The sequence below is a fragment of the Kribbella orskensis genome (assembly GCF_004342085.1).
GTDB lineage: Bacteria > Actinomycetota > Actinomycetes > Propionibacteriales > Kribbellaceae > Kribbella > Kribbella orskensis.
Genome location: NZ_SLWM01000030.1, coordinates 40543 through 61043, shown reverse-complemented (window position 1 = coordinate 61043; position 20501 = coordinate 40543). Strand labels below are relative to the sequence as shown.

General features: G+C 69.5%; 20 protein-coding genes. 12 read left to right on the top strand and 8 right to left on the bottom strand.

Features of this window, described 5'->3' with window-relative positions; translation table 11 throughout:
- Window positions 1-21: 21 nt before the first annotated feature.
- Complete coding sequence (locus EV644_RS39765; RefSeq protein WP_132196151.1) at window positions 22-3012, top strand: helix-turn-helix transcriptional regulator; 2991 nt, start codon at window positions 22-24, stop codon at window positions 3010-3012.
- A gap of 27 nt (window positions 3013-3039) precedes the next feature.
- Here EV644_RS39765 and EV644_RS39760 read toward each other — a convergent pair whose 3' ends face one another.
- The 4 genes from EV644_RS39760 to fdhD form a co-directional block, all read right to left on the bottom strand.
- Complete coding sequence (locus EV644_RS39760) at window positions 3040-3315, bottom strand: hypothetical protein (protein ID WP_132196149.1); 276 nt, start codon at window positions 3313-3315, stop codon at window positions 3040-3042.
- 111 nt (window positions 3316-3426) lie between these two features.
- On the bottom strand, window positions 3427-4170 hold the full coding sequence (locus tag EV644_RS39755) for an anti-sigma factor (protein ID WP_132196147.1): 744 nt from the start codon (window positions 4168-4170) through the stop codon (window positions 3427-3429).
- Between the two features lie 5 nt (window positions 4171-4175).
- Complete coding sequence (locus tag EV644_RS39750) at window positions 4176-4739, bottom strand: sigma-70 family RNA polymerase sigma factor (RefSeq protein ID WP_132196145.1); 564 nt, start codon at window positions 4737-4739, stop codon at window positions 4176-4178.
- Between the two features lie 104 nt (window positions 4740-4843).
- A complete protein-coding gene (gene fdhD, locus EV644_RS39745) occupies window positions 4844-5671 on the bottom strand; it encodes a formate dehydrogenase accessory sulfurtransferase FdhD (protein ID WP_132196143.1) in 828 nt (275 codons plus the stop codon).
- Window positions 5672-5853: 182 nt separating this feature from the next.
- Here fdhD and EV644_RS39740 point away from each other — a divergent pair, with 182 nt between their 5' ends.
- Window positions 5854-6471: a trimeric intracellular cation channel family protein gene (locus EV644_RS39740; RefSeq protein WP_241999360.1), complete on the top strand. Its 618-nt coding sequence runs from the start codon at window positions 5854-5856 to the stop codon at window positions 6469-6471.
- Here the strand turns inward: EV644_RS39740 and EV644_RS39735 are convergent.
- Both EV644_RS39735 and EV644_RS39730 read right to left on the bottom strand, forming a co-directional pair.
- Window positions 6454-7374, bottom strand: coding sequence for a MerR family transcriptional regulator (locus EV644_RS39735; protein ID WP_132196141.1), 921 nt, complete (start codon window positions 7372-7374; stop codon window positions 6454-6456). The two genes, EV644_RS39740 and EV644_RS39735, sit on opposite strands and share 18 nt — an antisense overlap.
- Before the next feature lie 91 nt (window positions 7375-7465).
- The gene (locus EV644_RS39730; protein WP_132196139.1) at window positions 7466-8665 is read right to left on the bottom strand and encodes an MFS transporter; all 1200 of its coding nucleotides are present in this window, start codon (window positions 8663-8665) and stop codon (window positions 7466-7468) included.
- A gap of 46 nt (window positions 8666-8711) precedes the next feature.
- Here EV644_RS39730 and EV644_RS39725 point away from each other — a divergent pair, with 46 nt between their 5' ends.
- The 4 genes from EV644_RS39725 (at window position 8712) to EV644_RS39710 (ending at window position 12253) form a co-directional block, all read left to right on the top strand.
- On the top strand, window positions 8712-9845 hold the full coding sequence (locus EV644_RS39725) for a ferrochelatase (RefSeq protein WP_132196137.1): 1134 nt from the start codon (window positions 8712-8714) through the stop codon (window positions 9843-9845).
- A complete protein-coding gene (locus tag EV644_RS39720; protein WP_132196135.1) occupies window positions 9842-10642 on the top strand; it encodes an inositol monophosphatase family protein in 801 nt (266 codons plus the stop codon). The genes EV644_RS39725 and EV644_RS39720 overlap by 4 nt, the downstream gene beginning before the upstream one ends.
- 278 nt (window positions 10643-10920) lie before the next feature.
- Window positions 10921-11220 carry a DUF4193 domain-containing protein gene (locus tag EV644_RS39715; RefSeq protein ID WP_132196133.1) on the top strand — a complete coding sequence of 100 codons (300 nt, stop codon included), beginning with the start codon at window positions 10921-10923 and terminating at the stop codon, window positions 11218-11220.
- Window positions 11221-11431: 211 nt separating this feature from the next.
- A complete protein-coding gene (locus EV644_RS39710; protein ID WP_132196131.1) occupies window positions 11432-12253 on the top strand; it encodes a DUF427 domain-containing protein in 822 nt (273 codons plus the stop codon).
- On the opposite strand, the gene EV644_RS39705 is transcribed toward EV644_RS39710, so the two are convergent.
- Together EV644_RS39705 and EV644_RS39700 are read right to left on the bottom strand one after the other, a co-directional pair.
- Complete coding sequence (locus tag EV644_RS39705; RefSeq protein WP_132196129.1) at window positions 12250-12552, bottom strand: DUF4235 domain-containing protein; 303 nt, start codon at window positions 12550-12552, stop codon at window positions 12250-12252. The genes EV644_RS39710 and EV644_RS39705 overlap by 4 nt on opposite strands.
- 30 nt (window positions 12553-12582) lie before the next feature.
- Window positions 12583-13062: a DUF3093 domain-containing protein gene (locus tag EV644_RS39700; protein ID WP_132196127.1), complete on the bottom strand. Its 480-nt coding sequence runs from the start codon at window positions 13060-13062 to the stop codon at window positions 12583-12585.
- A gap of 52 nt (window positions 13063-13114) precedes the next feature.
- On the opposite strand from EV644_RS39700, the gene EV644_RS39695 reads away from it, so the two are divergent.
- The 6 genes from EV644_RS39695 (at window position 13115) to EV644_RS39670 (ending at window position 20268) form a co-directional block, all read left to right on the top strand.
- Complete coding sequence (locus EV644_RS39695; RefSeq protein WP_132196125.1) at window positions 13115-13672, top strand: PaaI family thioesterase; 558 nt, start codon at window positions 13115-13117, stop codon at window positions 13670-13672.
- On the top strand, window positions 13669-14121 hold the full coding sequence (gene dut / locus EV644_RS39690) for a dUTP diphosphatase (RefSeq protein ID WP_132196123.1): 453 nt from the start codon (window positions 13669-13671) through the stop codon (window positions 14119-14121). Before EV644_RS39695 ends, dut begins: the two co-directional genes overlap by 4 nt.
- A 102-nt stretch (window positions 14122-14223) precedes the next feature.
- Entirely contained in the window at window positions 14224-14916 is a 693-nt protein-coding gene (locus tag EV644_RS39685) for a DUF3710 domain-containing protein (RefSeq protein WP_132196121.1), read from the top strand.
- Window positions 14917-14970: 54 nt separating this feature from the next.
- Window positions 14971-15360 carry an OB-fold nucleic acid binding domain-containing protein gene (locus tag EV644_RS39680; protein ID WP_132196119.1) on the top strand — a complete coding sequence of 130 codons (390 nt, stop codon included), beginning with the start codon at window positions 14971-14973 and terminating at the stop codon, window positions 15358-15360.
- Window positions 15353-16243 carry a DUF3159 domain-containing protein gene (locus EV644_RS39675; RefSeq protein WP_132196117.1) on the top strand — a complete coding sequence of 297 codons (891 nt, stop codon included), beginning with the start codon at window positions 15353-15355 and terminating at the stop codon, window positions 16241-16243. The genes EV644_RS39680 and EV644_RS39675 overlap by 8 nt, the downstream gene beginning before the upstream one ends.
- Before the next feature lie 344 nt (window positions 16244-16587).
- Window positions 16588-20268, top strand: a complete 3681-nt coding sequence (locus EV644_RS39670) for a S8 family peptidase (RefSeq protein WP_199240286.1) — start codon at window positions 16588-16590, stop codon at window positions 20266-20268.
- Window positions 20269-20501: the final 233 nt, after the last annotated feature.

The window sequence follows — 20501 nt, the reverse complement described above, 5'->3', positions numbered from 1 at the left end:
GAGCGGGTGGAGACTGCAACGGTGAGGCCTGTGGGGGTGCGGCCTGATCATCGGCTTGCCGGGCGGGGTGCCGAGCTGGATCTGCTCGCCCGTGTGGTCCAGCGCGCGGCAGACGGACAGCCGTGCGCCCTGGTCGTCCACGGCGAGGCCGGCGTCGGCAAGACCCGCCTGGTCGGCGAGGCCTCGGATGGTTCCGACCTCCTGGTCCTCTGGGGCTCCTGCGTCCACTTCGGCGGCGCCTCGGTCCCGTACGCGCCGATTATCGGTGTCCTGCAGAACTGGCTCGCCCAGGCCACCCCGGCCGAACGCACGGAGGTGCTGGCCGGCGTCGACGAACTGAGTACCTTGCTGCCGATGCTGGGAACGGCGCCGATCGCGGCGACCGACCGGCTGATCCCGTTGATCGACCTGGTGCTCAACCGGATCGCGGAGCGTCATCGAACGGTCCTGGTCGTCGACGACCTGCACTGGGCGGACGTGGCGTCACTGGACGTGCTTGCCTACCTGATCACCGGCTTCCGCGGCCAGCGGCTGACCGTGCTCGGGACCTGTCGCGACGAGGAACGCGGCGACGGGCACCCGCTGCACAGCTGGCTCGCGGACATGCGACGGATGCCGTCCTTCGAGGAGATCCATCTCGAGCGGCTGGAGCCGGCCGCGACCGCGATCCAGTTGGAGCACCTGCTGGGGCAGGCCCCGGACATCGACCTCGTGACCCAGGTTCAGGCAAGATCGGACGGCAACCCGTATCTCACCGAGTTGCTCGTCGAAGATCTGTCCGGCGGGCAGTCCGCCCTCCCAGCGACGGTGCCCGCCCGCCTCCGCGACGCGCTGCTGGCCGCGTGGCACAGCTTGTCGAGGCCTGCGCGTCAGCTCGTCCGGGTACTGGCCGTCGGCGGTCGCCCGACGCCTCTGTCCACCCTGGCAGCAGTCGCCTCGGAGCACGGGTTCGACGTCGGCCTGATGGCGGACTGCCTCGCAGAAGCTCAGCAGCGCGGTGTCTTGCGAGCAAACCCGGCCGACCCGCCCTGGTTCCGCCACCCTCTCCTCGCCGACGTCTTGTACGACGGTCTGCCGCCGGGCGAGGCCGCCCGCATCCATGCCACCTATCTCCGAGTGCTGGAGGCCATCTCGGTAGCGGTGGAAGCCGACGCGGCCGACTTCGCGGTCCACAGCCAGCAAGCTGGGCGGATCGACGATACGTACCGCTGGTCCATCATCGCCGCCGAGCATGCGGCAAATGTGCGAGCCCCGGCCGAACAGGCCATCCAGTTGGAGCGCGCTTGCGAGATCTGGGAGCAGGTCTCAGCGGCTGTCCGGGGAACGGCCGCCGATCGCATCGAACTCGTACTCCAGGCAGGTGCCGTCTGCATACGGGTCGGGCGGGAGGACGCTGCCATCGATCTTCTCACCAGGGTGCTGAACCTGATGAACCGCGATCGCGAACCTCTTCCGGCCGCGAACCTGCTCGTCGACCGGAGCATCTTGCGCTGGCACCGGACAGAACCGATCGAGGCTGTCTTCAGCGATATCTACCAAGCGCTCGAGTTGACGGTTCCCTTCCCGAACAGCGCCGAACGTGCCCGAGTTCTGTCCGTGCTCTGCTCGGCCGAGAGTTGGAGTGGTCGGCCCGAGGCAGTGGCTCATGCTCAGGAGGCTGTACGGATCGCTCGTGGAGCCGGCTCCGAACGAGTACTGGCAGCGGCTCTGGCCGAACGGGCGAAGGTGCTCACGATCGGGTCGCCACTGCTCGCGATTGCCGATGCCCAGGAGGCCGAGCGGTTGGCGCGCTCCTGCGGGGCGATGTTCGATCTGCTGAACGCATTCGTCTGGCAGGTGTTTGCCATGCGGAGTCTCGGCCGGCGGGCGGAGGCCACGGAAGTGGCGCTGCGAGGGCATGCCGAGATGCTGGCGCCCGGTCGAGATCTGTTCGGCTACTTCCTGGCCCTTCTGGCGGCTGATGGCCTGCTGGAAGCCGGCCGATGGCAGGAGTGCCAGGATCTCCTGCGGTCGGCACTGGCCGCTCGATGCCGAGCCATCGCCGGCGGTGCGATCAGACTCGTCGCCGCGTCGTCGGCCGTCCGCCGCGGCCGGCTGCCGGAAGCCCGGCAGCACTTCGACCGCGCCCGGGAGCTGATCTCAGACACCTTCCCGGGGATCCGCCAGATCATCGCCATCGGCGGCGGCGAGGTACTCGTAGCCGAGGGGAAGCCGCGAGAGGCACTCGACTGGTTGCGCACCCGCGTCACCACCATCCCCGGAGCACCACCCACCGATGCGGATGACTACCTGCTGGCGCATTACGCCCACGCAGCCGCCGAGGCCGCGCGGATGGCCCGGGATGTCGGTGACCTGGTGGCCGTCGCCGAGGTCGTTTCAGCGGTCGAGGAGATGATCGCTGGTTGGCCATGGGAGCCCTTCACGACGGGTCGGCCGGACTCGGACTTCCAGTCGATGCATCAGGCACTTTTCCTCGCCGAACTCGCCCGCTGCCGGGACGACCCGGATCAACCCGACCGCTGGCGCAGAGCAGTCGAGGCCTGTGGCACAGCGGGTGCACCTTGGCATCAGGCTGTCTCAAGGTGGCGTTGTGCCGAAGCGATGGTGGCAGCCGGTCTGCCGGGAGCCGGTGTCGGGGACCTCCTGCGGGACGCGCACCGTTGTGCGGTCGAGCTCGGTGCGATGCCCCTGCAGGACAACGTCGAGTCACTCGCGCGGCGTTGCCGGGTCAGCCTTCGCGCGCCGGTCGCCGTACTGGTGAAACCGGCCACTCCGCTGTCGGCCTTGACCGCGCGGGAGCGGGAGATCCTCGCGTTCCTGGTGGCCGGGCGGTCCAACAGCGAGATTGCGAAGGAACTCGTCATCAGCGGCAAGACGGTGAGTGTGCACGTCTCCCACATCCTGCAGAAGACCGGTACTACGAGCCGCCTGGAGGTCGCCGCCCTGGCCGAACGCCTGAGCGGCCCGGGTGGCCTGGACGGCCTGGACGGCACGGACGGACTTGGTGGCTGAGTTCGACCAAGGCCGTCCTGCCGTCTTTCAGTGAGCCAGCACCGGATGACGTCGCCGGTACAGCCAGAGGCCCGCGATGACCAGTCCGGCGCCACCAACGGCTCCGGCGCCCGTCTGCAGAGCCTCGGCGACGGTGTCGTCCACCGGGACCAGTCTGGTCGGTCCCGGCTGCTCGACGACCACGATGGACCCGCGGTAGTCGGACTCGGGGTCGATCTCCCGAGCCGATGCCTGGGTTGTACCGGCCAGGACCGCGCCGCAGACCAGCACCGGTACGGCGACGATGGCGTAGCTGTGTTTCATGGTTCCTCCTCACGGCGAGGGTCGCCGTCTGCTTCCACGATCTGGCGGCCGTGAGGAACTCACATCAGGCTTACCCCCTTATCTTCCGGGGGACCCGCCTTATGGCCGAGGTCAGGCCATCGCGATGAGGGCGGCTGGGGGGAGTGTGGGGGTGGTGGCGCCGGGGGAGTTCTCGACGGTGAGGCCGAAGGCGATCTTGTCGGCTACGCCGCCCTGGATGAGTTTGGACTGGTCTGATGCCTTGCCGCTGGCGAGGCCGGCCGAGTGCAAGGTGCGGGACTTGTCCATCAGCCAGAGTTGGTAGAGCTTGCCGTCGGGCAGTTTCTGGAGGCCTTGCAGCAAGACGATGGCGCGGTCCTTGCTCGGGGACATGACCACGGTCGCGCTACCGCCGCCCTTGACGTCGCCGCGGACGGTCTGCGCGTCCGACTCGGCCAGCAGCGCCGCGAGCTCCTCGTTCTGCAGCTTGGTCCGCGAGTTGTCACGGTACTGGTCGATGGCGATTCCACCCGCACCGGCGACGGCGAGACCGGCCGCGGCCAGGCCGAAGAACGAGCGGCGGTTGAAGCCCTTCTTGACGGGCGTCGGCTGCTGGGTAGCTGGTCCGTCCGGTTTGACGAGCGGGTGGAGTTGCCGGGTGGTGGCGATCTCGGCGAGGACTCGCGCCTTCAGCGCGGGCGGCGGCTCGGTAGCGACCGCCGTACCGAGTTTGTTGGCGGCCTCGCGGAGCTCTGCCACCTCCGCGCTGCAGGACCGGCAGTCGGCGAGGTGTGCCTCGAAACCGACCCGCTCGTCCTCGGGCAGTGCATTCAGTACGTAGGGTCCGGTGAGCGCGTGCACTTCCGGTGTCGTCATGGCCCTCACCTCCCCGTCACTCCCAGGCAGTCGCGCAGCCGGATCAGGCCGTCGCGCATCCGCGCTTTGATCGTCGCGAGCTTGGCGTCGAGCAACTCCGCCACTTCCCGGTACGAGTATCCGCCGTAGTAGGCAAGCGTCACCGACTCCCGCTGCAGCTCGGTCAGCGAGGACAGACAGTCCCGGACCTGTTCGACCTCGAGATTCGTGGTCACCGTCTCGGCGACCTCGTCGTACTCCGTGGTCGAGCTGGCCGCCGCGACCGCCTGCTCGCGGTCGGTGGAGGACTGTTCGGAGCGGACCCGGTCGACCGCCCGGCGGTGCGCCATGGTGAGGATCCACGAGGTGAGCGAGCCACGGTCGGCGTCGTACCGGGTCGCGGTGCGCCAGACCTCGACCATCACTTCCTGGGTCACTTCCTCCGACTGGGCCGGGTTGCGCAGCACCCGCCGGATCAGGCCGTAGACGCGGGGCGCCATCAGGTCGTAGAGCTGCGCGAACGCGGTCGAGTCACCGCGGGCGACGCGCGCCATCAGATCAGCCGGCGTACCGGCCTCCGGGTCGACCATGACGGGCCACGGTAGGGCCGTCGACTCCTCGCTCACAAGGCCGGATCCTCCCGTTAGGCGAAACTGGTCGGAGGAAGTTCGGAGCCGAGGCCTGGCCGGATGGGTCAGCGCAGGACGCGTTCCGGTGCGCTGTAGATCACGCAGCGTTCGCCGCGGGTGAAGCCGGCCAGGGTGACGTCGAACTTGCGGGCCAGGTCGACGGCGAGGCTGGACGGCGCACCGACGGCGACGATCATGCCGAGACCCGCAGCAACCGCTTTCTGGATGATCTCGTAGCCCATCCGGCCGCTCACGACCAGGACGAGGCCCTTCCGGCTGCGCTGGTTCAGCACGGTCCAGCCGACCACCTTGTCGACCGCGTTGTGCCGGCCGACGTCCTCCCGCACCACGATCTTGTCCCCGGCAGCGGTGAACAGCCCGGCCGCGTGCAGCCCACCGGTCCGCCCGAACGTCGGCTGGGCCTCCCGCAGCAGATCGGGCAACCGCAGTACGACGTCGAGCGGGACCTCCACCGGATCCACCGGGTCGTAGTTCCGCTCGGCGAGCTCGTCGAGGCTCTGCTGGCCGCACACCCCGCAGGCCGCGGAGGTGACGCCGTACCGCTGGGGTGGTTCGCGGTCGGGCGGCCCGTCGAAGCTGACGGTGACCGTGTTGAACTGCTGATCGCGGGTGAGCTTCACGTCCGTGCAGTAGGCGACCGTCGAGATCGCGCCGGCCCTTACGGCGAAGCCCTCGCCGAGGCAGAACCCGGCGGCCAGCTCGAAGTCGGAGCCGGGGGTCCGCATCGTCACCACGAGCGGCTCCGGCGGCCGCCCGGGCCACTCCAACCGCAGCTCGAGCGGCTCCTCGGTCACCACGACGTCCTCGCGCCGCGACGTCCGTGCGCCGTCCTGCACCTCGACCTTGAACCTGGTGGTGGGCCCTTTGCTCATACCTCCAAGTTAGTTCCTCAGCTCCAGTTGCGCCGGAGCTCGGGGGGTGCAGCCGGGCGGCGGTCGTCGATCCGGTCGAGCACCGGTCATGCCGCGAGCCCTAGTGCCCGGTACTCCACTGCTGCCCCCTGGTTTCGGCGGTGCTGCCCGGGCGCGGCGGGTCGCCCGGTTACGGTGCCAGGGTGAGTGGAGACGTGGCGCTGCGTGTGCTCGATCTGGTCGGCATCTTCGTCTTCGGGATCACCGGCGCGCTGGTCGGCGTACGGAAGAAGCTGGACGTGTTCGGCATCCTGGTGCTGGCGATGGTGACCGGGCTCGGTGGCGGGTTCATCCGGGACGTGCTGATCGGGGCGACCCCGCCGGCCGCGTTGGTCGACTGGCGGTATCTCGTCGTACCGGTGGCGGCCGGGCTGCTCACCTTCTTCCTGCATCCCGGGATCGGGCGGGTCGAGCGGCTGGTGAACATCTTCGACGCGGCCGGGCTCGCGCTCTTCTGTGTGACCGGTGCGCGCATTGCCCTCGACTACGGGCTGCCGCCGCTGTCGGCCGCTCTGGTCGGGACGATCGCCGGCATCGGTGGCGGGGTGATCCGCGACCTCCTGTCCGGCCGCGTTCCGGTCGTACTGCGGAGCGAGATCTACGCGACCCCCGCCTTCCTGGGCGCGACCATCGTGGTCGCCGCGCATGCCGCCGGCTACACGGCTCCCTGGATCGCGATCGCCGCAGCCGCTGTCTGCTTCGTCATCCGGCTGCTCGCGATCCGCCGCGGCTGGAACGCCCCGCTACCCCGCACGCCGTAACGCCTCGATCGTCCAGTCATAGATCGGCGCGAGTGGCTCCGGAGCGGCCCAGCCGTTGATGGTCGCCAGCAGGGTCAGGTACTGCGCCCAGCGGGGGTCGTTCGCGGTCTGCAGGAGTTCCGCGAGACGGGCTCGGAGGTGGTCGTCATCAGCCGCGCCGACCGCAGCCGCGTAGTCCGCCGTCAGGCTCCGCAGTACGGCGTCGGCCTCGGGGGAGCGCGGGTCGATCCCGGCCCGCACCGCGGGGCCAACCTGTTCGCGAATCCTGGCGACCAGGCCCGGCCGCAGCGGCACGCGCCTCGGCCCACGACCCGCCTGGTAGTCCTCAGCCATCTGCCGTACTGCGGAACGGAAGCCGAGGTCCTGGGAGAGTTCGGCCAGTTCCACCCAGGCCTTGAGCTGCACGGTCGTGGGGTGGTCGGGGAGCTCGGCGGTCAGCGTGCGCCGGATCGCGGCGAACTCGGGGTCGTCGCCGAAGACGGTGTCGAGGAAGTCCCCGATCAACCGGTCGCGTTCGGCTTCGGACAGTCGGGCCAATCGGTGCATCAGGTTCAGCTCCTCCGGAGTGGAGCCCCGCTCGGACACCGCGGTGAGGATCGCCCGGCGCAACCGCAACGTCCGGATCTGCACCGTGAGCGCCTCGGCGTGTGCCGCGGCGACGTCGGAGAGCGCGATCTCGTGATCCAGGACCCGGCGGACCGTGGTCAGGTCGAGTCCCAGTTCGCGCAGGGTGCGGATCAGGTCGAGACGGGCGACGGCAGCGAGGTCGTAGCGGCGGTAGCCGGCGGGGCTGCGGTCGGTCGGCGGCACGAGCCCGCGGTCGGAGTAGAACCGGATCGTCTTGACCGAGACCCCGGTCCGCCGCGCCAGTTCCCCGATCGAGTACAGCTCGTCGTCGTTCACGACCACACCCTCCCGTCTCCCCTCACTGGAGACTCAAGTCTCGCCCTGGACCGGACTCAGTTGAAGCAAGCGCCAGCGTTCCGGCCTGGGGTCAGTTGTGGGCGAAGCGGGTGCGGGGGCGGGCGAAGGTGACGGACACGCTGGCGACCAGGGCGCAGGCGATGCCGATGGTGACCGGGACCCAGTACGCCGTCGAGGCGCCCCAGAGGTCGACCGCATGACCGGCCGCCGCGTTGCCGGGGGCAACACCGAGGAGTATGCCGGTGACGGTCCAGGTGATCGCCTCGGTCAGCCGCTGCGGCGGGACCCATTCCTCCACGCACGCCGTCACCGCGACCATCGTCGGCGCGATCGTCAGCCCTGCCCCGAAGAGCACCGCGCCGAGCGCGAGGATGCTGCCGACCCAGGGGAGTGGCGACAGCATGACGGCCAGCGCGATCGTGCCGATCAGCAGCCGGCGTTCGACCGGCGCGCGCCAGTGCACCGACCCGTACCAGAGCCCCGCGAGCAGACTCCCGAACGCCCAGACAGCCAGTACTACGCCCGACATGTCCGGCTGCCCGACCTCCTCCGTGAAGGCGATCGTGACCACCTCGGCGCTGCCCAGCGTGGCCCCGAGGCCCAGGCCGATGAGGCTCAGCAGCAGCAGCGAGAGCCACGGGAGCGGCGCCTTCTCGGCACCCTCGGACCTCCCGCGCCCAGGTGGGTCGGACGCCTTGAGCAGGGCCAGCCAGATCCCGCCGGTGAGGCCGAGAGCCCCGGCGGCGCCCAGCGCGGCGTACGGGCTGACCTGGTTGGCGAGGACGGCGACCAGGACCGGGCCGAGGATGAAGACGACCTCGTCGCCGACCGCCTCGAGCGCGAAGGCGGTCTGCAGCGCGCGGCCCCGGCCGAGCAGATGGGTCCAGCGGGCCCGGACGAACGAGCCGATCTGCGGGCGGGTGCCGCCGGCAACGAACGAGATCAGGTAGAGCACCCAGGCCGGCGCGCCCGCGTTGACGGCGAACAGCAGGCCGGCCAGCCCGATCGTGCAGAGCACCGTCCCGACGAGCAGGAGCCGCCGCTGGCCGAACCGGTCGACGAGCCGCCCCTGGATCGGTCCCGTGAGCGCTCCGGCGACGACAGCGACGCCCGAGACCGCCCCGGCCAGGCCGTACGAGCCCTTCTCGCGGGCGATCAGGATGACGATGCCCAGACCGATCATCGAGATCGGCATACGGCCGACGATCCCGGCGGTGAAGAAGGCGCCGGCACCGGGACGGCGCATCAGGTGTACGTAGGGCTTCAGCATGGGGGACCGTGCACACCGTATCTGCCCGGCCTGAGAACATCGTTGTATGCCCGTCGACGTGTCGCCAGATCCAACCCCTTACGACGCCGTCCTGCTGCTCTCCTTCGGCGGTCCGGAGAAGCCCGAGGACGTGCTGCCCTTCCTGCAGAACGTGACCCGGGGCCGGGGCATCCCGGACGACCGGCTCAAGGAAGTGGGCGAGCACTACTACTCGTTCGGCGGCAAGAGCCCGATCAACGACCAGAACCGCGAACTGCTGGCCGCGCTGCGGACCTCCTTCGACGAGCTCGGCATCGACCTGCCGCTCTACTGGGGCAACCGCAACTGGGCGCCGTACCTCACCGACACCCTGCGCGAGATGACCGCGGACGGAGTACGGCGGGCCGTGGTGATCGTCACGTCCGCCTACCCGTCGTACTCGGGCTGTCGGCAGTACCGGGAGAACCTGGCCGACGCCGCCGCGCAGGTCGAGGGCGCTCCGGTGATCGACAAGCTGCGCCACTACGCGAACCACCCCGGTTTTGTCGGGTCGTTCGTGGAGTCCACGGCCGAGGCGCTGAGCCGGCTGCCGGAGGGAGCCGCGATCGCCTACGTCACGCACTCCATCCCGACCACCATGAACGCCACCAGTGGTCCGGACGGCAACGCCTACACCAGCTGGCACGAGGACGTGGCGGCGGAGATCACCGCCGAACTGCAGCGGCGAACAGGGGTCGAGCGCCGGACGGACCTCGTCTACTGCTCCCGCTCGGGGCCGCCGCACCTGCCGTGGCTCGAGCCGGACATCAACGACCACCTCGAGGATCTCGAGGCCGACGGTGTTCCCGGTGTTGCGGTTGTGCCGATCGGGTTCGTCAGCGACCACATGGAGGTCATCTACGACCTCGACACCGAAGCAGCCGCCAGCGCGGAGAAGCTGCACCTCCCGATGGCTCGCGCGGCTACTCCTGGCACCGACCCGCGGTTCGTGACGATGCTGCGGGACCTGGTACTGGAGCGGGCCGCCGCGGAGCGTGGCGAGCAGCCGGAGCGCCCCTGCGTCGGCAAGCTCGGTCCGGGCTGGGACGACTGCCGGCCCGACTGCTGCCCAGCCCTTCGCCGGCCCGCCGCCCCGGGCTCGACCACCCCCGACGCCGTCCAGGCCTCTACCGCCGCATCGGCACCTAAGGAAACTGCATGAGCTCCGAGAACCCCCAGGACCTGCTGAAGCTGGCCGTCGAGGTGGCCACCGAGGCGGCCCACCTGATCGTCGAGCGCCGCCGCGGCACGATCACGGTGGCCGACACGAAGAGCACCGCGACCGACATCGTCACCGCGGTGGACCGGGAGTCGGAGGAGCTGATCCGGGCCCGGGTGCTGGAGGCACGGCCGGACGACTCGTTCCTCGGCGAGGAGGGCGACGACGTCAACGGCTCGAGCGGCGTGCGCTGGGTGGTCGACCCGATCGACGGCACCGTCAACTACCTGTACGACCTCCCGACGTACGCCGTCTCGATCGCGGTCGAGTGCGACGGCCGGACCGTGGCCGGGGTCGTCGTCGACGCCCCGAAGGGCGAGGTGTTCACCGCGACGCTGGGTGGCGGGGCGTTCGTGGACGGCAGGCCGATCCGGGTCTCGGACTGCCCGGACCTGAGCAAGGCCCTGGTCGGCACCGGCTTCGGGTACGACGCGGCCCGGCGCGAGGTCCAGGCCGAAGTTGTGCAGCACCTGATCACCAAGGTCCGCGACATCCGGCGGATCGGGGTCGGCGCGATCGACCTCTGCTACGTCGCCTGCGGCCGGCTGGACGCGGTGTACGAGCGCGGCCTCAACCCGTGGGACTACGGAGCCGGCGCGCTGATCGCCTCCGAGGCGGGTGCGACCATCGGCGGACTGCACGGAGCGCCGGTTTCGCCCGAGATGTCGATCGCCGCGACCCCCGCGGTGTTCGGCCCGCTGCACGATGCCCTCGCGGCGGCGAATCCGCTCAGATCCTGAAACTGCTCGTTAGTGCGCGTAGTACGCAGTAACGAGCATTCGACTGTTCGGTGCTGTCTCAATCTGCGACACGCGGGCCAGAAGGTGGACCCCGACGCGCGCGAAGGGCCCTTCATAAGGCACAATCCCTGCCTCGGGGGCGGTGTCGATGCCGCTGCCAGCCTGTCTGTCAAGGGTTTCGGGGGACCAGGAGTTCCGGCACGGAATTTCTCGGCCGCTTTACCCGTTCAAGGGCTCAGCAGGCAACACCACGGGTACGAAGAGGGCAGGGAAACACCATGGCGACTGATTACGACGCCCCGCGCAAGACGGACGAGGACTCCAGCGAGGAGTCGATCGAAGAACTGAAGACTCGCCGTCACGACAAGAACTCCGGCAAGGTCGACGAGGACGAGGCCGAGGCCGCCGAGAGCTTCGAGCTGCCCGGTGCCGACCTGAGCCACGAAGAGCTGGCGGTGCGGGTGCTCCCGCGCCAGGCCGACGAGTTCACCTGTTCGAGCTGCTTCCTGGTTCACCACCGTAGCCAGCTCGCGAACACCAAGAACGGTCAGCTGATCTGCCGCGACTGCGCTGCCTGAGAACGACAGCACTCTCGCCCTGCTCGGCTGAGTCCGTACCGGTTGCACGGGACCGTCCCCTTCACGGGGCCGGTCCCGTCGTCATGTCCGCCCACGTTTGTCATGTCTGCCCACGTTTGTCCGGCTCCGGGAGACTCCGGGCCGAAAGACAGGCAATCGGGAGCGGGTTCTACCGATGTCCACGAGGCCGGTCAGCTCCTAATCTCGCAGTATGAGTACGAAGATGCGGGACCTCTGGTCCGAAGGATTGTCCTTGTTGCGCTACGAGCCGACCGAGATGCGGATCCGGGTCCGGCACGGCGGGCGGGTGATCGCCGACACCACCCGGGCCGCGCTGGTCTGGGAGCCGCGGCGCGTGGTTCCCTCGTACGCCGTACCGGTGGCTGACCTGAGCGTCGACCTGACCCGGTCCTCGGGTGAGGCCGTGCCGGCGCCGGACGGCATCCTGCACCCCGGCATCCCGTTCACCGCGCACTCCAGCGACGGCCAGAGCGTGGACCTGCAGGTGGGGGAGGACCGGTTGGCCGGCGCCGGGTTCCGGCCGGACGACCCGGAGCTGGCGGAGTACGTCGTACTGGACTTCAACGCCTTCGACGAGTGGCTGGAAGAGGATCAGCCTGTCCTCTCGCACCCACGGGAGCCGTATCACCGGGTGGATGTCCGGCGGAGCTCCCGGACGGTCCGGATCGAGCTGGACGGGGTGGTGCTGGCGGAGAGCTCGCGGCCGACCTTCGTGTTCGAGACCAGCCTGCCGACGCGCTTCTACCTGCCGCGCGAGGACATCGTCGCGGAGCTGGAGCCGAGCGAACTACGGACCACTTGCGCCTACAAGGGCCGGGCGATCTACTTCTCGGCCGGGGGACGCAAGAACCTCATGTGGAGCTACCCGGACCCGTTGTCGGACGCCCGGGATCTAGCTGGGTTGGTGGCCGTCTACGACGACCTCGTGGACGTGTACGTCGACGGCGAACTCCGCGGCCGACCGAGTGGACCGGTCGCGCAGGCACTCCAGCAGGAGTTCGGCCTCGTCTAGGGCGTGTCCAGGGCCTTCGTGAGCGAGTCCTCCTTCTCGTAGCCGGGCGGGAGGGTGCCGGTGGACTTCAGCCAGTACTGCGCTGCCCTGTCCTCGGCGAACCGCTTGGCGACGGCCGCGGCGGCTCCGCTGGCCACAGCCCAGGTGACCACTTCGACGTAGCCGGCCTTGTTGCCCTTCGGCGGCTCGCCGCCGGAGCCCAGCTTCCAGGCCTCGGTGACCGCCCTGTGGGCAACCAGCGACACCACGGTTGTGAATGCCATCAGTACGAGCTTCCAGCCGATCTTGGCTCCCACCACAACAGCCTCCTAGCTACTGATCCCCGACATTCAGGATCTTGCCACGCTGTCGGTCGTCAGAGCTGCTGCCAGCCGCTCCGGGTTCCTCGTGGCGATCAACCAGTACGGCGCTGGGTCCCGCGGGTCGGTGAGCTTCACCCGGACCGCCCCGGGCAGGTAGCTCCGCAGTACCAGGTATGCCGCGGGGTCACAGTCGCGGCCGAAGGCGTTCCGGGCGTCCTCGCCGGTCAGGGGCTCCGCCTGACCTAGGTAGGTCCGCTCGATGGAGGCCCGGCCGGCCCGGAACTGCTGGGCGTCCACCTCGACCACGGCACCGCCGTACCGGATGAAAAGGACTAATAGGAGGACCGCGGCGACTCCGGCGACCGCGAAGCCGGCGATGTTGCCGGCCGGTACCGCGGTGATGACCCACAGCGTCAGGACGGCGACGGCCGCGATGATCCACCAGCGAACCGGCACGCTCAGCCGCTCCCGGTAGCCGGCTCCTGCGTCAGCCCTCGCGTCACCCACAGGACCAGCCTGGCACGCGGCCTGTCGGAGTCCGTCGGTAGGGTCGCCTCTCGTGATCGAGCCACCGACGCGTACGGCGACGCCGAAGCGCGACCTGGAATCGCCCGAGCGGCACCCCGACGCTCCCGGGCCGGGCACGGTGCTGCCGTCGCACTACGAGAACTGTGTGGCCTGCGGGCCTTCCCACCCGACCGGGCTGCGGCTGGTGTCGACAGCCGGGCCCGGCGTGACCATCACTGGTGAGTTCACCGTGACCGCGGAGCATCAGGGAGCCCCCGGCCTGGCGCATGGCGGCGTACTGGCGATGGCGCTCGACGAGGCTCTAGGTGGTCTGTCCTGGTTGCTGCGCCGGCCGATGGTCACCGGGCGGCTCGAGACCGACTACATCCGGCCGGTGCCGGTGGGAGCCACGCTGTCGCTGCGGGCGGAGTGCCTCGGCTTCGAGGGACGGCGGATGTACGCGAAGGCCATCGGGCGGCTGGGCGGTCCCGAGGGAAGTGTGGCGTTACGGGCGACAGCTGTGTTCGTTGTAGTGCCGCCGGAGCATTTCATCGAGCACGGCACCGACATGACCGCCGAGAAGGTCCACGACTACGAGGTGAACCCATGACCGAGGTACTGATCCAGCGACTCGACCCGGACCTGCCCGTCCCGGCGTACGCACATCCCGGCGACGCCGGCGCCGACCTGCTCGCGACCAGCGACGTCACGCTGAAGCCGGGGGAGCGGGCCGTGGTCGGCACCGGGATCGCCATCGCGCTGCAGGACGGGTACGCCGCTTTCGTCCACCCACGCTCGGGTCTGGCCGCGAAACACGGCGTCACGCTCGTCAACGCGCCGGGCACGGTGGACGCGGGATACCGTGGCGAGATCAGGGTTTGCCTGATCAACCTGGACACCTCCGCCGAGGTCACGCTGCGCCGCGGCGACCGGATCGCGCAACTGGTGATCCAGCGGGTCGAGAAAGCCCGGTTCGTCGAGGTGGAAAGGCTGCCCGGCTCGGCCCGCGGCGAGGGTGGATACGGCTCGACGGGCGGTTTCGGTGGTGTGACACGCTGATCAGGTGCACTCCGTTGACCTGCGGAATACGCGAGACTGCGGCGGCTGAAAATCTGCCGGCCCGGTAGCCATGACTCACGAACGAGGAAGTAGGCAAGAGCAGTGATCTTCCGCCGCAAGGCCAAGAACGACGACGCCGAAGCGACCGGCCCGGCCGGCAGCGACGACGTGGTCGAGGCCCCTGTCGAAGATGAGGGCGCCGAGGAAGCCGGTACGCCGGAGGGCCGCAGCGCGGGTCCGTACGACTCCAGCGAGGTGGACGCCTCGGAGCTGGAGGCCGAGGACCGGATCGACCTGGGTGCGCTGGTGATCACCGGCATGCCGGGCATGGAGCTGCGGCTGCAGGTCGACGAGCAGAGCGGTGACGTACAGGCGATCCTGCTGGTGCTGGAGGACTCCGCGCTCGAGCTGCGCGCCTTCGCCGCACCGAAGACCTCCGGCATCTGGACCGAGGTACGCCGCGAGATCGCTGCCGAGGCGACCCGGATGGGCGGCACCGCGTCGGAGACCGACGGCCCGTTCGGTACCGAGCTCGTGCTGGTGGTCCCGGTCGAGGACCCGGACGGCCAGATCTTCAGCCAGACCTCCCGGGTGATCGGCATCGACGGGCCGCGCTGGCTGCTGCGCGCCACCGTGCTGGGCCGCGCCGCGGTCGAGCCCGAGGCCGCGCCGCCGATGGAGCAGTCGCTGCGCAACGTCATCGTGGTCCGTGGCAGCGAGCCGATGGCGCCGCGCGAGTCGCTGGCCCTGCGGCTCCCCCCGGGCGCCCAGCCGGCCGCCGAGGAAGAGGCCTGAGGGACATGTCCGGATACCGGCCGTGCACGTTCGCGAGCGGATTAGACTGTGCTCATGGGTAGCGAGAAACCCGCGGGGTTGTGGAAGCGTGCGTTCAAGGGGCTGGCGGGTGACCGCGACCAGCAGGACGCCGAGGTGCTCCAGGACTACGCGCACGACTGTGGCGCGCGGTCCATCACCGGTTGTCACGACCGCGAGATGGTGACGCTGTACGGCACGCTGCGCACGATCACCTTCAGCCCGCGGGGCGGCGTACCGGCGCTGGAAGGCGAGCTGTACGACGGCACCGGCACGGTCAAGCTGATCTGGCTCGGCCGGCGCAAGATCGCCGGCATCCACCCCGGATCGGAGCTGATCGCGTCCGGGCGGATCGGTGTCGTGGACGGGGACCGGGTGATGTTCAACCCGAAGTACGAGCTCCGTCCGACGGCCGCGCATGGCTGACCAGAACCAGGACAGCCGCCGCGACCAGCTCGACGAGGACCTGAACGAGAAGCTCGTCGAGATCCTGAAGCCCGAGTTCGAAGCCGCCGAGGCGATGGGCCCGGATGCCGACGTCTCTTCATCCGCCGGCGACGGTTCGCCTTACGCTGCGGGTACCGCGGGTACTGCTGCGTCGGAGGACGCGCCGGCTGGTGCTGACGAGGCCGAGTCCAAGACCGACGAGAAGCCGGCGACCACCGACAAGGACTTCTTCCAGGCGCTCGGTGGCTGGGGCGCGCTGCTCGACATCGGCCTGCCGTGGATCGCGTTCCTGATCGTCTACGGCGCCAGTGACCACAACCTGAGGCTGGCCCTGCTCGTCGCCGTCGTCTCCGGCGCCGCGGTCGCCCTGCTCCGGCTGGTCCGCAAGCAGCCCCTCCGCAACGTGGCCGGCGGCTTCGTCGGCGTCCTCATCTCCGCCTGGGTGGCGAACCGCAGCGGCCGGGCCGAAGACGTCTACCTCCCAGGCCTCCTGATCAACCTCGGCTACGGCCTCCTCTATCTGCTGACGGTCCTCTTCCGCTGGCCGCTGTTCGGCGTGCTCTACGGAGTCATCACCCAGACCGGCACGGCCTGGCGCAAAGACCCAGCCATGCTCAAAGGCTTCAGCCGAGCCACCCTGGTCTTCGTCGGCCTCTTCGCCATCCGCCTGGTCGTCCAGGTCCCGCTCTACCTCGCCGGCAGCCTCAACGCCCTGGGCATCGCAAAGGTAGGCATGGGCCTCCCCCTCTACGCCCTGGCCCTCTGGCTCGCCTACGCAGTCCTCCGAGGCTCCCTCCCGCCTGACAAATGGGACGAAGCCCGAGACCACGTAACCCACCTCCTCCGAGGCAACAAGAAGTAGTACCTCCCACGCGAGCGGCGTACGGAGTGACAGGTAAGTACTGCGTTGTCTGTGCGGCTCAACCGCCTGGGTAGGTGCGGAGGTTCTCGTCGCGGGCGACGTCCTCCTGTCGCTCAGTACACGGAGCTGGTGTGGCGGCGCGGAGTGGACTTCTGGTGAGGCCAGCCGGGCCGCCTGACCACCTCCCAAGCGAGCCGACGGGCTGACTACCTCGCGGCGGCCTGGGGTGTACCACCGGTGTCGCAACAGTGACGTGGCCAAAGTGGTCAGGGGAAAGTGTTAGTTGCGGGTGTGAAGGAAGCCTACGATTTCGCGACCCTTCGTCGACACCCTGTGAGGCATCCGTGACACCACGCTCTGGCCGCGGTCGGAGGCTGACTGCCTTCTCGGCGGCTGTTCTTGCCGTCGCCGCGTCCGTGACCGGCGGTTCCGCCGCTGCGTCGCCCCCATCCGCTCCGCCCGGCTCGTACGACGTCCTGGCTGGGCAGGTCGCGCCGCAGACCATCACCCTGATCACCGGCGACCAGGTGAAGGTCACCGTCGGCGCCGACGGCAAGAAGAACTACACAGTGACCGGTCCGGACGGCCGCCTGGCCGATCACGATCTGCGGGTCAAGGGAGACGACACCTATGTCTACCCGCGGTCCGCGAGCCGGTACCTCGCCGCGAAGTTGCTGGACGAGGATCTCTTCAACGTGACCCGGTTGCTCGCCGACGGCTACCGCGGCGACCTCCCGTTGATCGTCACGTACACGGACGCCGCCACCCGCTCGCGCCAGCAGCCCGTGCCGGACGGCGCCCGCAAGCAGCGCACCCTGAGCAGCATCCAGGGCGCCGCCCTCAGCACCAGCGACACCGCTGACTTCTGGCGTTCACTGACTGCCGGGAGCACCGCCCGCTCGACCGGCGCGGCCACCTTCACCGGTGGTGTCGCCAAGGTCTGGCTGGACGGCAAGTTCAAGGCCGACCTCGCCGACAGTACGGCGCAGATCGGCGCGCCGGAGGTCTGGCGGGGCGGCAACATCGGCCAGGGCGTCGACGTCGCAGTACTGGACACCGGCGTCGACCTCGAGCACCCGGACCTCGACGACCGGGTGACCGCGTCGACGAGCTTCGTCCCGGACCTGGACGTCACCGACCGGCACGGGCACGGCACCCACGTCGCGTCCACCATCGCCGGCACGGGCGACGCGTCGGGCGGAGTCGAGCGCGGTGTCGCGCCCGGTGCCCGGCTGCACATCGGCAAGGTGCTCGACAACGAGGGCAGCGGCCAGGAGTCCTGGATCATCGCCGGGATGGAGTGGGCCGCCCGCGACCAGCACGCCAAGGTCGTCAGCATGAGCCTCGGCGGTGGACCGACCGACGGCACGGACCCGATCAGCCAGTCGCTGAACGAGCTGTCCGCCGAGACCGGAGCTCTCTTCACGGTTGCCGCCGGCAACTACGGACCCGGGTACTACACCGCGACCGCGCCCGGTGTCGCCGACGCGGCGTTGACGGTGGGTGCCGTGGACGGCGCCGACAAGCTCGCCGACTTCTCCAGCTGGGGCCCGCGCGTGGGTGACGGCGGGTTGAAGCCGGACATCACCGCCCCTGGCGTCGACATCCTCGCCGCGCGCTCGCAGTACGCGGCCGAAGGCACCGGTTCCTACCAGCTGATGAGCGGTACTTCGATGGCGACGCCGCACGTCGCCGGAGCCGTGGCCCTGCTGGCCGCGCAGCACCCGGACTGGACCGGGCAGCAGCTCAAGAACGCGATCGTGAGTACTGCGAAGCCGACGCCGCAGTACATCCCGTATCAGGGCGGCAACGGGCGGCTGGACATCGCCGCGACCAGCAAGGCGTCCGTGTTCGCCACGTCGAGCGCGTACTCCGGCTTCTACGGCTGGCCCGTCGCGGCCGGCAAGTCCGTCGACCGCATGGTCACCTATACGAACACCGGTGATGCGCCGGTCGTGCTGGACCTGTCTACCCAGGTGAACGACGCCCCGGCGGGCCTGTTCACGCTGTCGACGCCGAAGGTCACCGTGCCTGCCCACGGGACGGCGGACGTCACTCTGACCGCCAAGGTGGATGTCGCACCGGTGGACAAGCAGCTGTCCGGCCGCCTGATCGCTACCGGCGCGAACGGCCTGCAGTTGAGCACGATGATCGGTATCGGCCGGGAAGGCGAGCGCTACCAACTCACCCTGAACGCCAAGGACCGTAGCGGCCGCCCGCTGGCCGGTGACGCGATCCTGATCGGCCGGGGCTCGTACGGCCAGTTCACCGTCGAGGAGAGCGGCACCGAGCTTCGCCTTCCGCCTGGCGACTACACGACCTGGCTGACCGCGGATGTGCAAGGTGCGAACGGACCGTCGTCGCGAGGTCTCGCAGTACTGACGCTGCTCGACATCCACCTCGACAAGGACCGGACTGTCACGTACGACGCGCGCAAGGCCCAGCAGCTGAAGGTGGTGACTCCGCAAGCGACCAGCCTGGGTGAGGTGCGGGTGAACACCTATCGCGACTTCGGCCGGGACTTCTCGGTCGGATCGTCCCGCTGGCCGGATCCCAGCTACGACAGCGCTTGGGTGTTGCCCACGGCAAAGGTCACCGACGGCACCTTCACCGCCGGCGCTCGCTGGCGGATGGAGCAGCCCGCTCTGACGCTGGCCGCTTCGTCCCTGTCGTTCCCTGACCTGAGGGTCCGTCAGGCGGCGACTCCGCTGCCCAAGGGAAAGCAGCAGCTCGACGCTGTGTTCGCCGGCGACGGCGGCCCGGCCGCGAGCAAGACGGTCGGCGAGCGGGGCAAGGCGGTCGTAGTACGGCGCAATGACAGCGTCTCGCTGCAGGACCAGGCAACTGCTGCTGCGACCGCCGGCGCCAAGCTGCTGGTGGTGGTGAACGACGGCATCGGCAAACTGTCGCCGTGGGGCGACTCGATCTGGGCGCCCAACCCGCCGCCGATCACGGTCGCGACCGTGACGCACGACGAGGGCGAGCAGCTGATCTCCCAGCTGGAACACGGCAAGCGCACGCTGACCGTCGATTCGAACCCGGCGATGGCGTACCAGTACGACGTGTCGCACTTCTCGGACCAGGTGCCGGCCGACCCGTCATACCGGCCGGGTTCGGGCGACCTGGCCCGGCTCGACCTCTCGTACCGGAACTTCCGCCAGGGCCAGGTGACAGAGAACCGGTACGACGTGTGGAACGTCGACTGGGAGTCCGCGATGAACACCTGGGGGACGGCCGCCCAGGGGGAGCGGACCGAATGGGTCACCGCGGGCGTGCCGTATCAGGGGCACGCGGAGATCGTGCGGGAGCTCCAGCAGGCCGACGCGGGCTGGATCGCTTATCGGGCCGGTAGTCGTACGGCCGTTCAGTGGTTCGGGCCGATCCAGCGCCCGCGGCTGAGCAAGGACCTGTCGCCGAGGCGGCTCGAGGATGGTCTCGCCATCGTTGCGCCTGGCTGGGGCTCCGGCGGTGACCACTACGGCACCGCGTTCGGCAACTTCGACCTCACCCAGAAGGTGAGCCTCTTCCAGGGCTCGACGCTGGTGTCCGAGGCCGACCGCGACCAGCTGAGCGTGACCGGCCTCAAGCCCGAGCGCCTGCCTTATCGGCTGGTGGTGGACAACACCCGCGGCACCTTCCCGAACCCGTACTCGACCGCGACCCGGACCGAGTGGGGCTTCAACTCCGGTGCTCTCGCCGAGGCGGCTCCGGTGTCGCTGATCCAGCTCGACTACTCGGTCGACACCGACGCAGCGGGCCGAGCCGGTCGCCGCGACGACCTGACCATCTCCCCGAAGTGGTCGGTCGACTCGTCGACGACGGGCCTTCGCCAGCCATCGGTCGACATCTCGTACGACGACGGCAAGACCTGGCGCCGGGCTTCCGTGAAGCACACGTCGAACGGCTGGACCACCCAGCTTGACGCACCCCGCTCGGCCTCCTTCGTCACCCTGCGGACCCAGGCAGAAGACGGCGCAGGCTCCACCATCAACCAGCAGATCACCAGGGCCTTCGGCCTGAAGTAAGCGCGGTGGCGTCGCGGTCCGGGCGGCCGCGACCCTTCGGACGTGCTGGGTGGCGGTTCTCCCTCACCCAGCACGTCCTCCAAATCCCCTGCGCCGCAGCCCTGGGCAGCACGGCGCAGGCAAGGGGACCTCGGACACCTTCACGAGACCTCGGACACCTCGCCCCTGCCCGAGCCTCCCGAGAAGTGCCCGAGGTCCCCGTCCAATTGCTGAAGCTGGGCGGGCGGCGTACG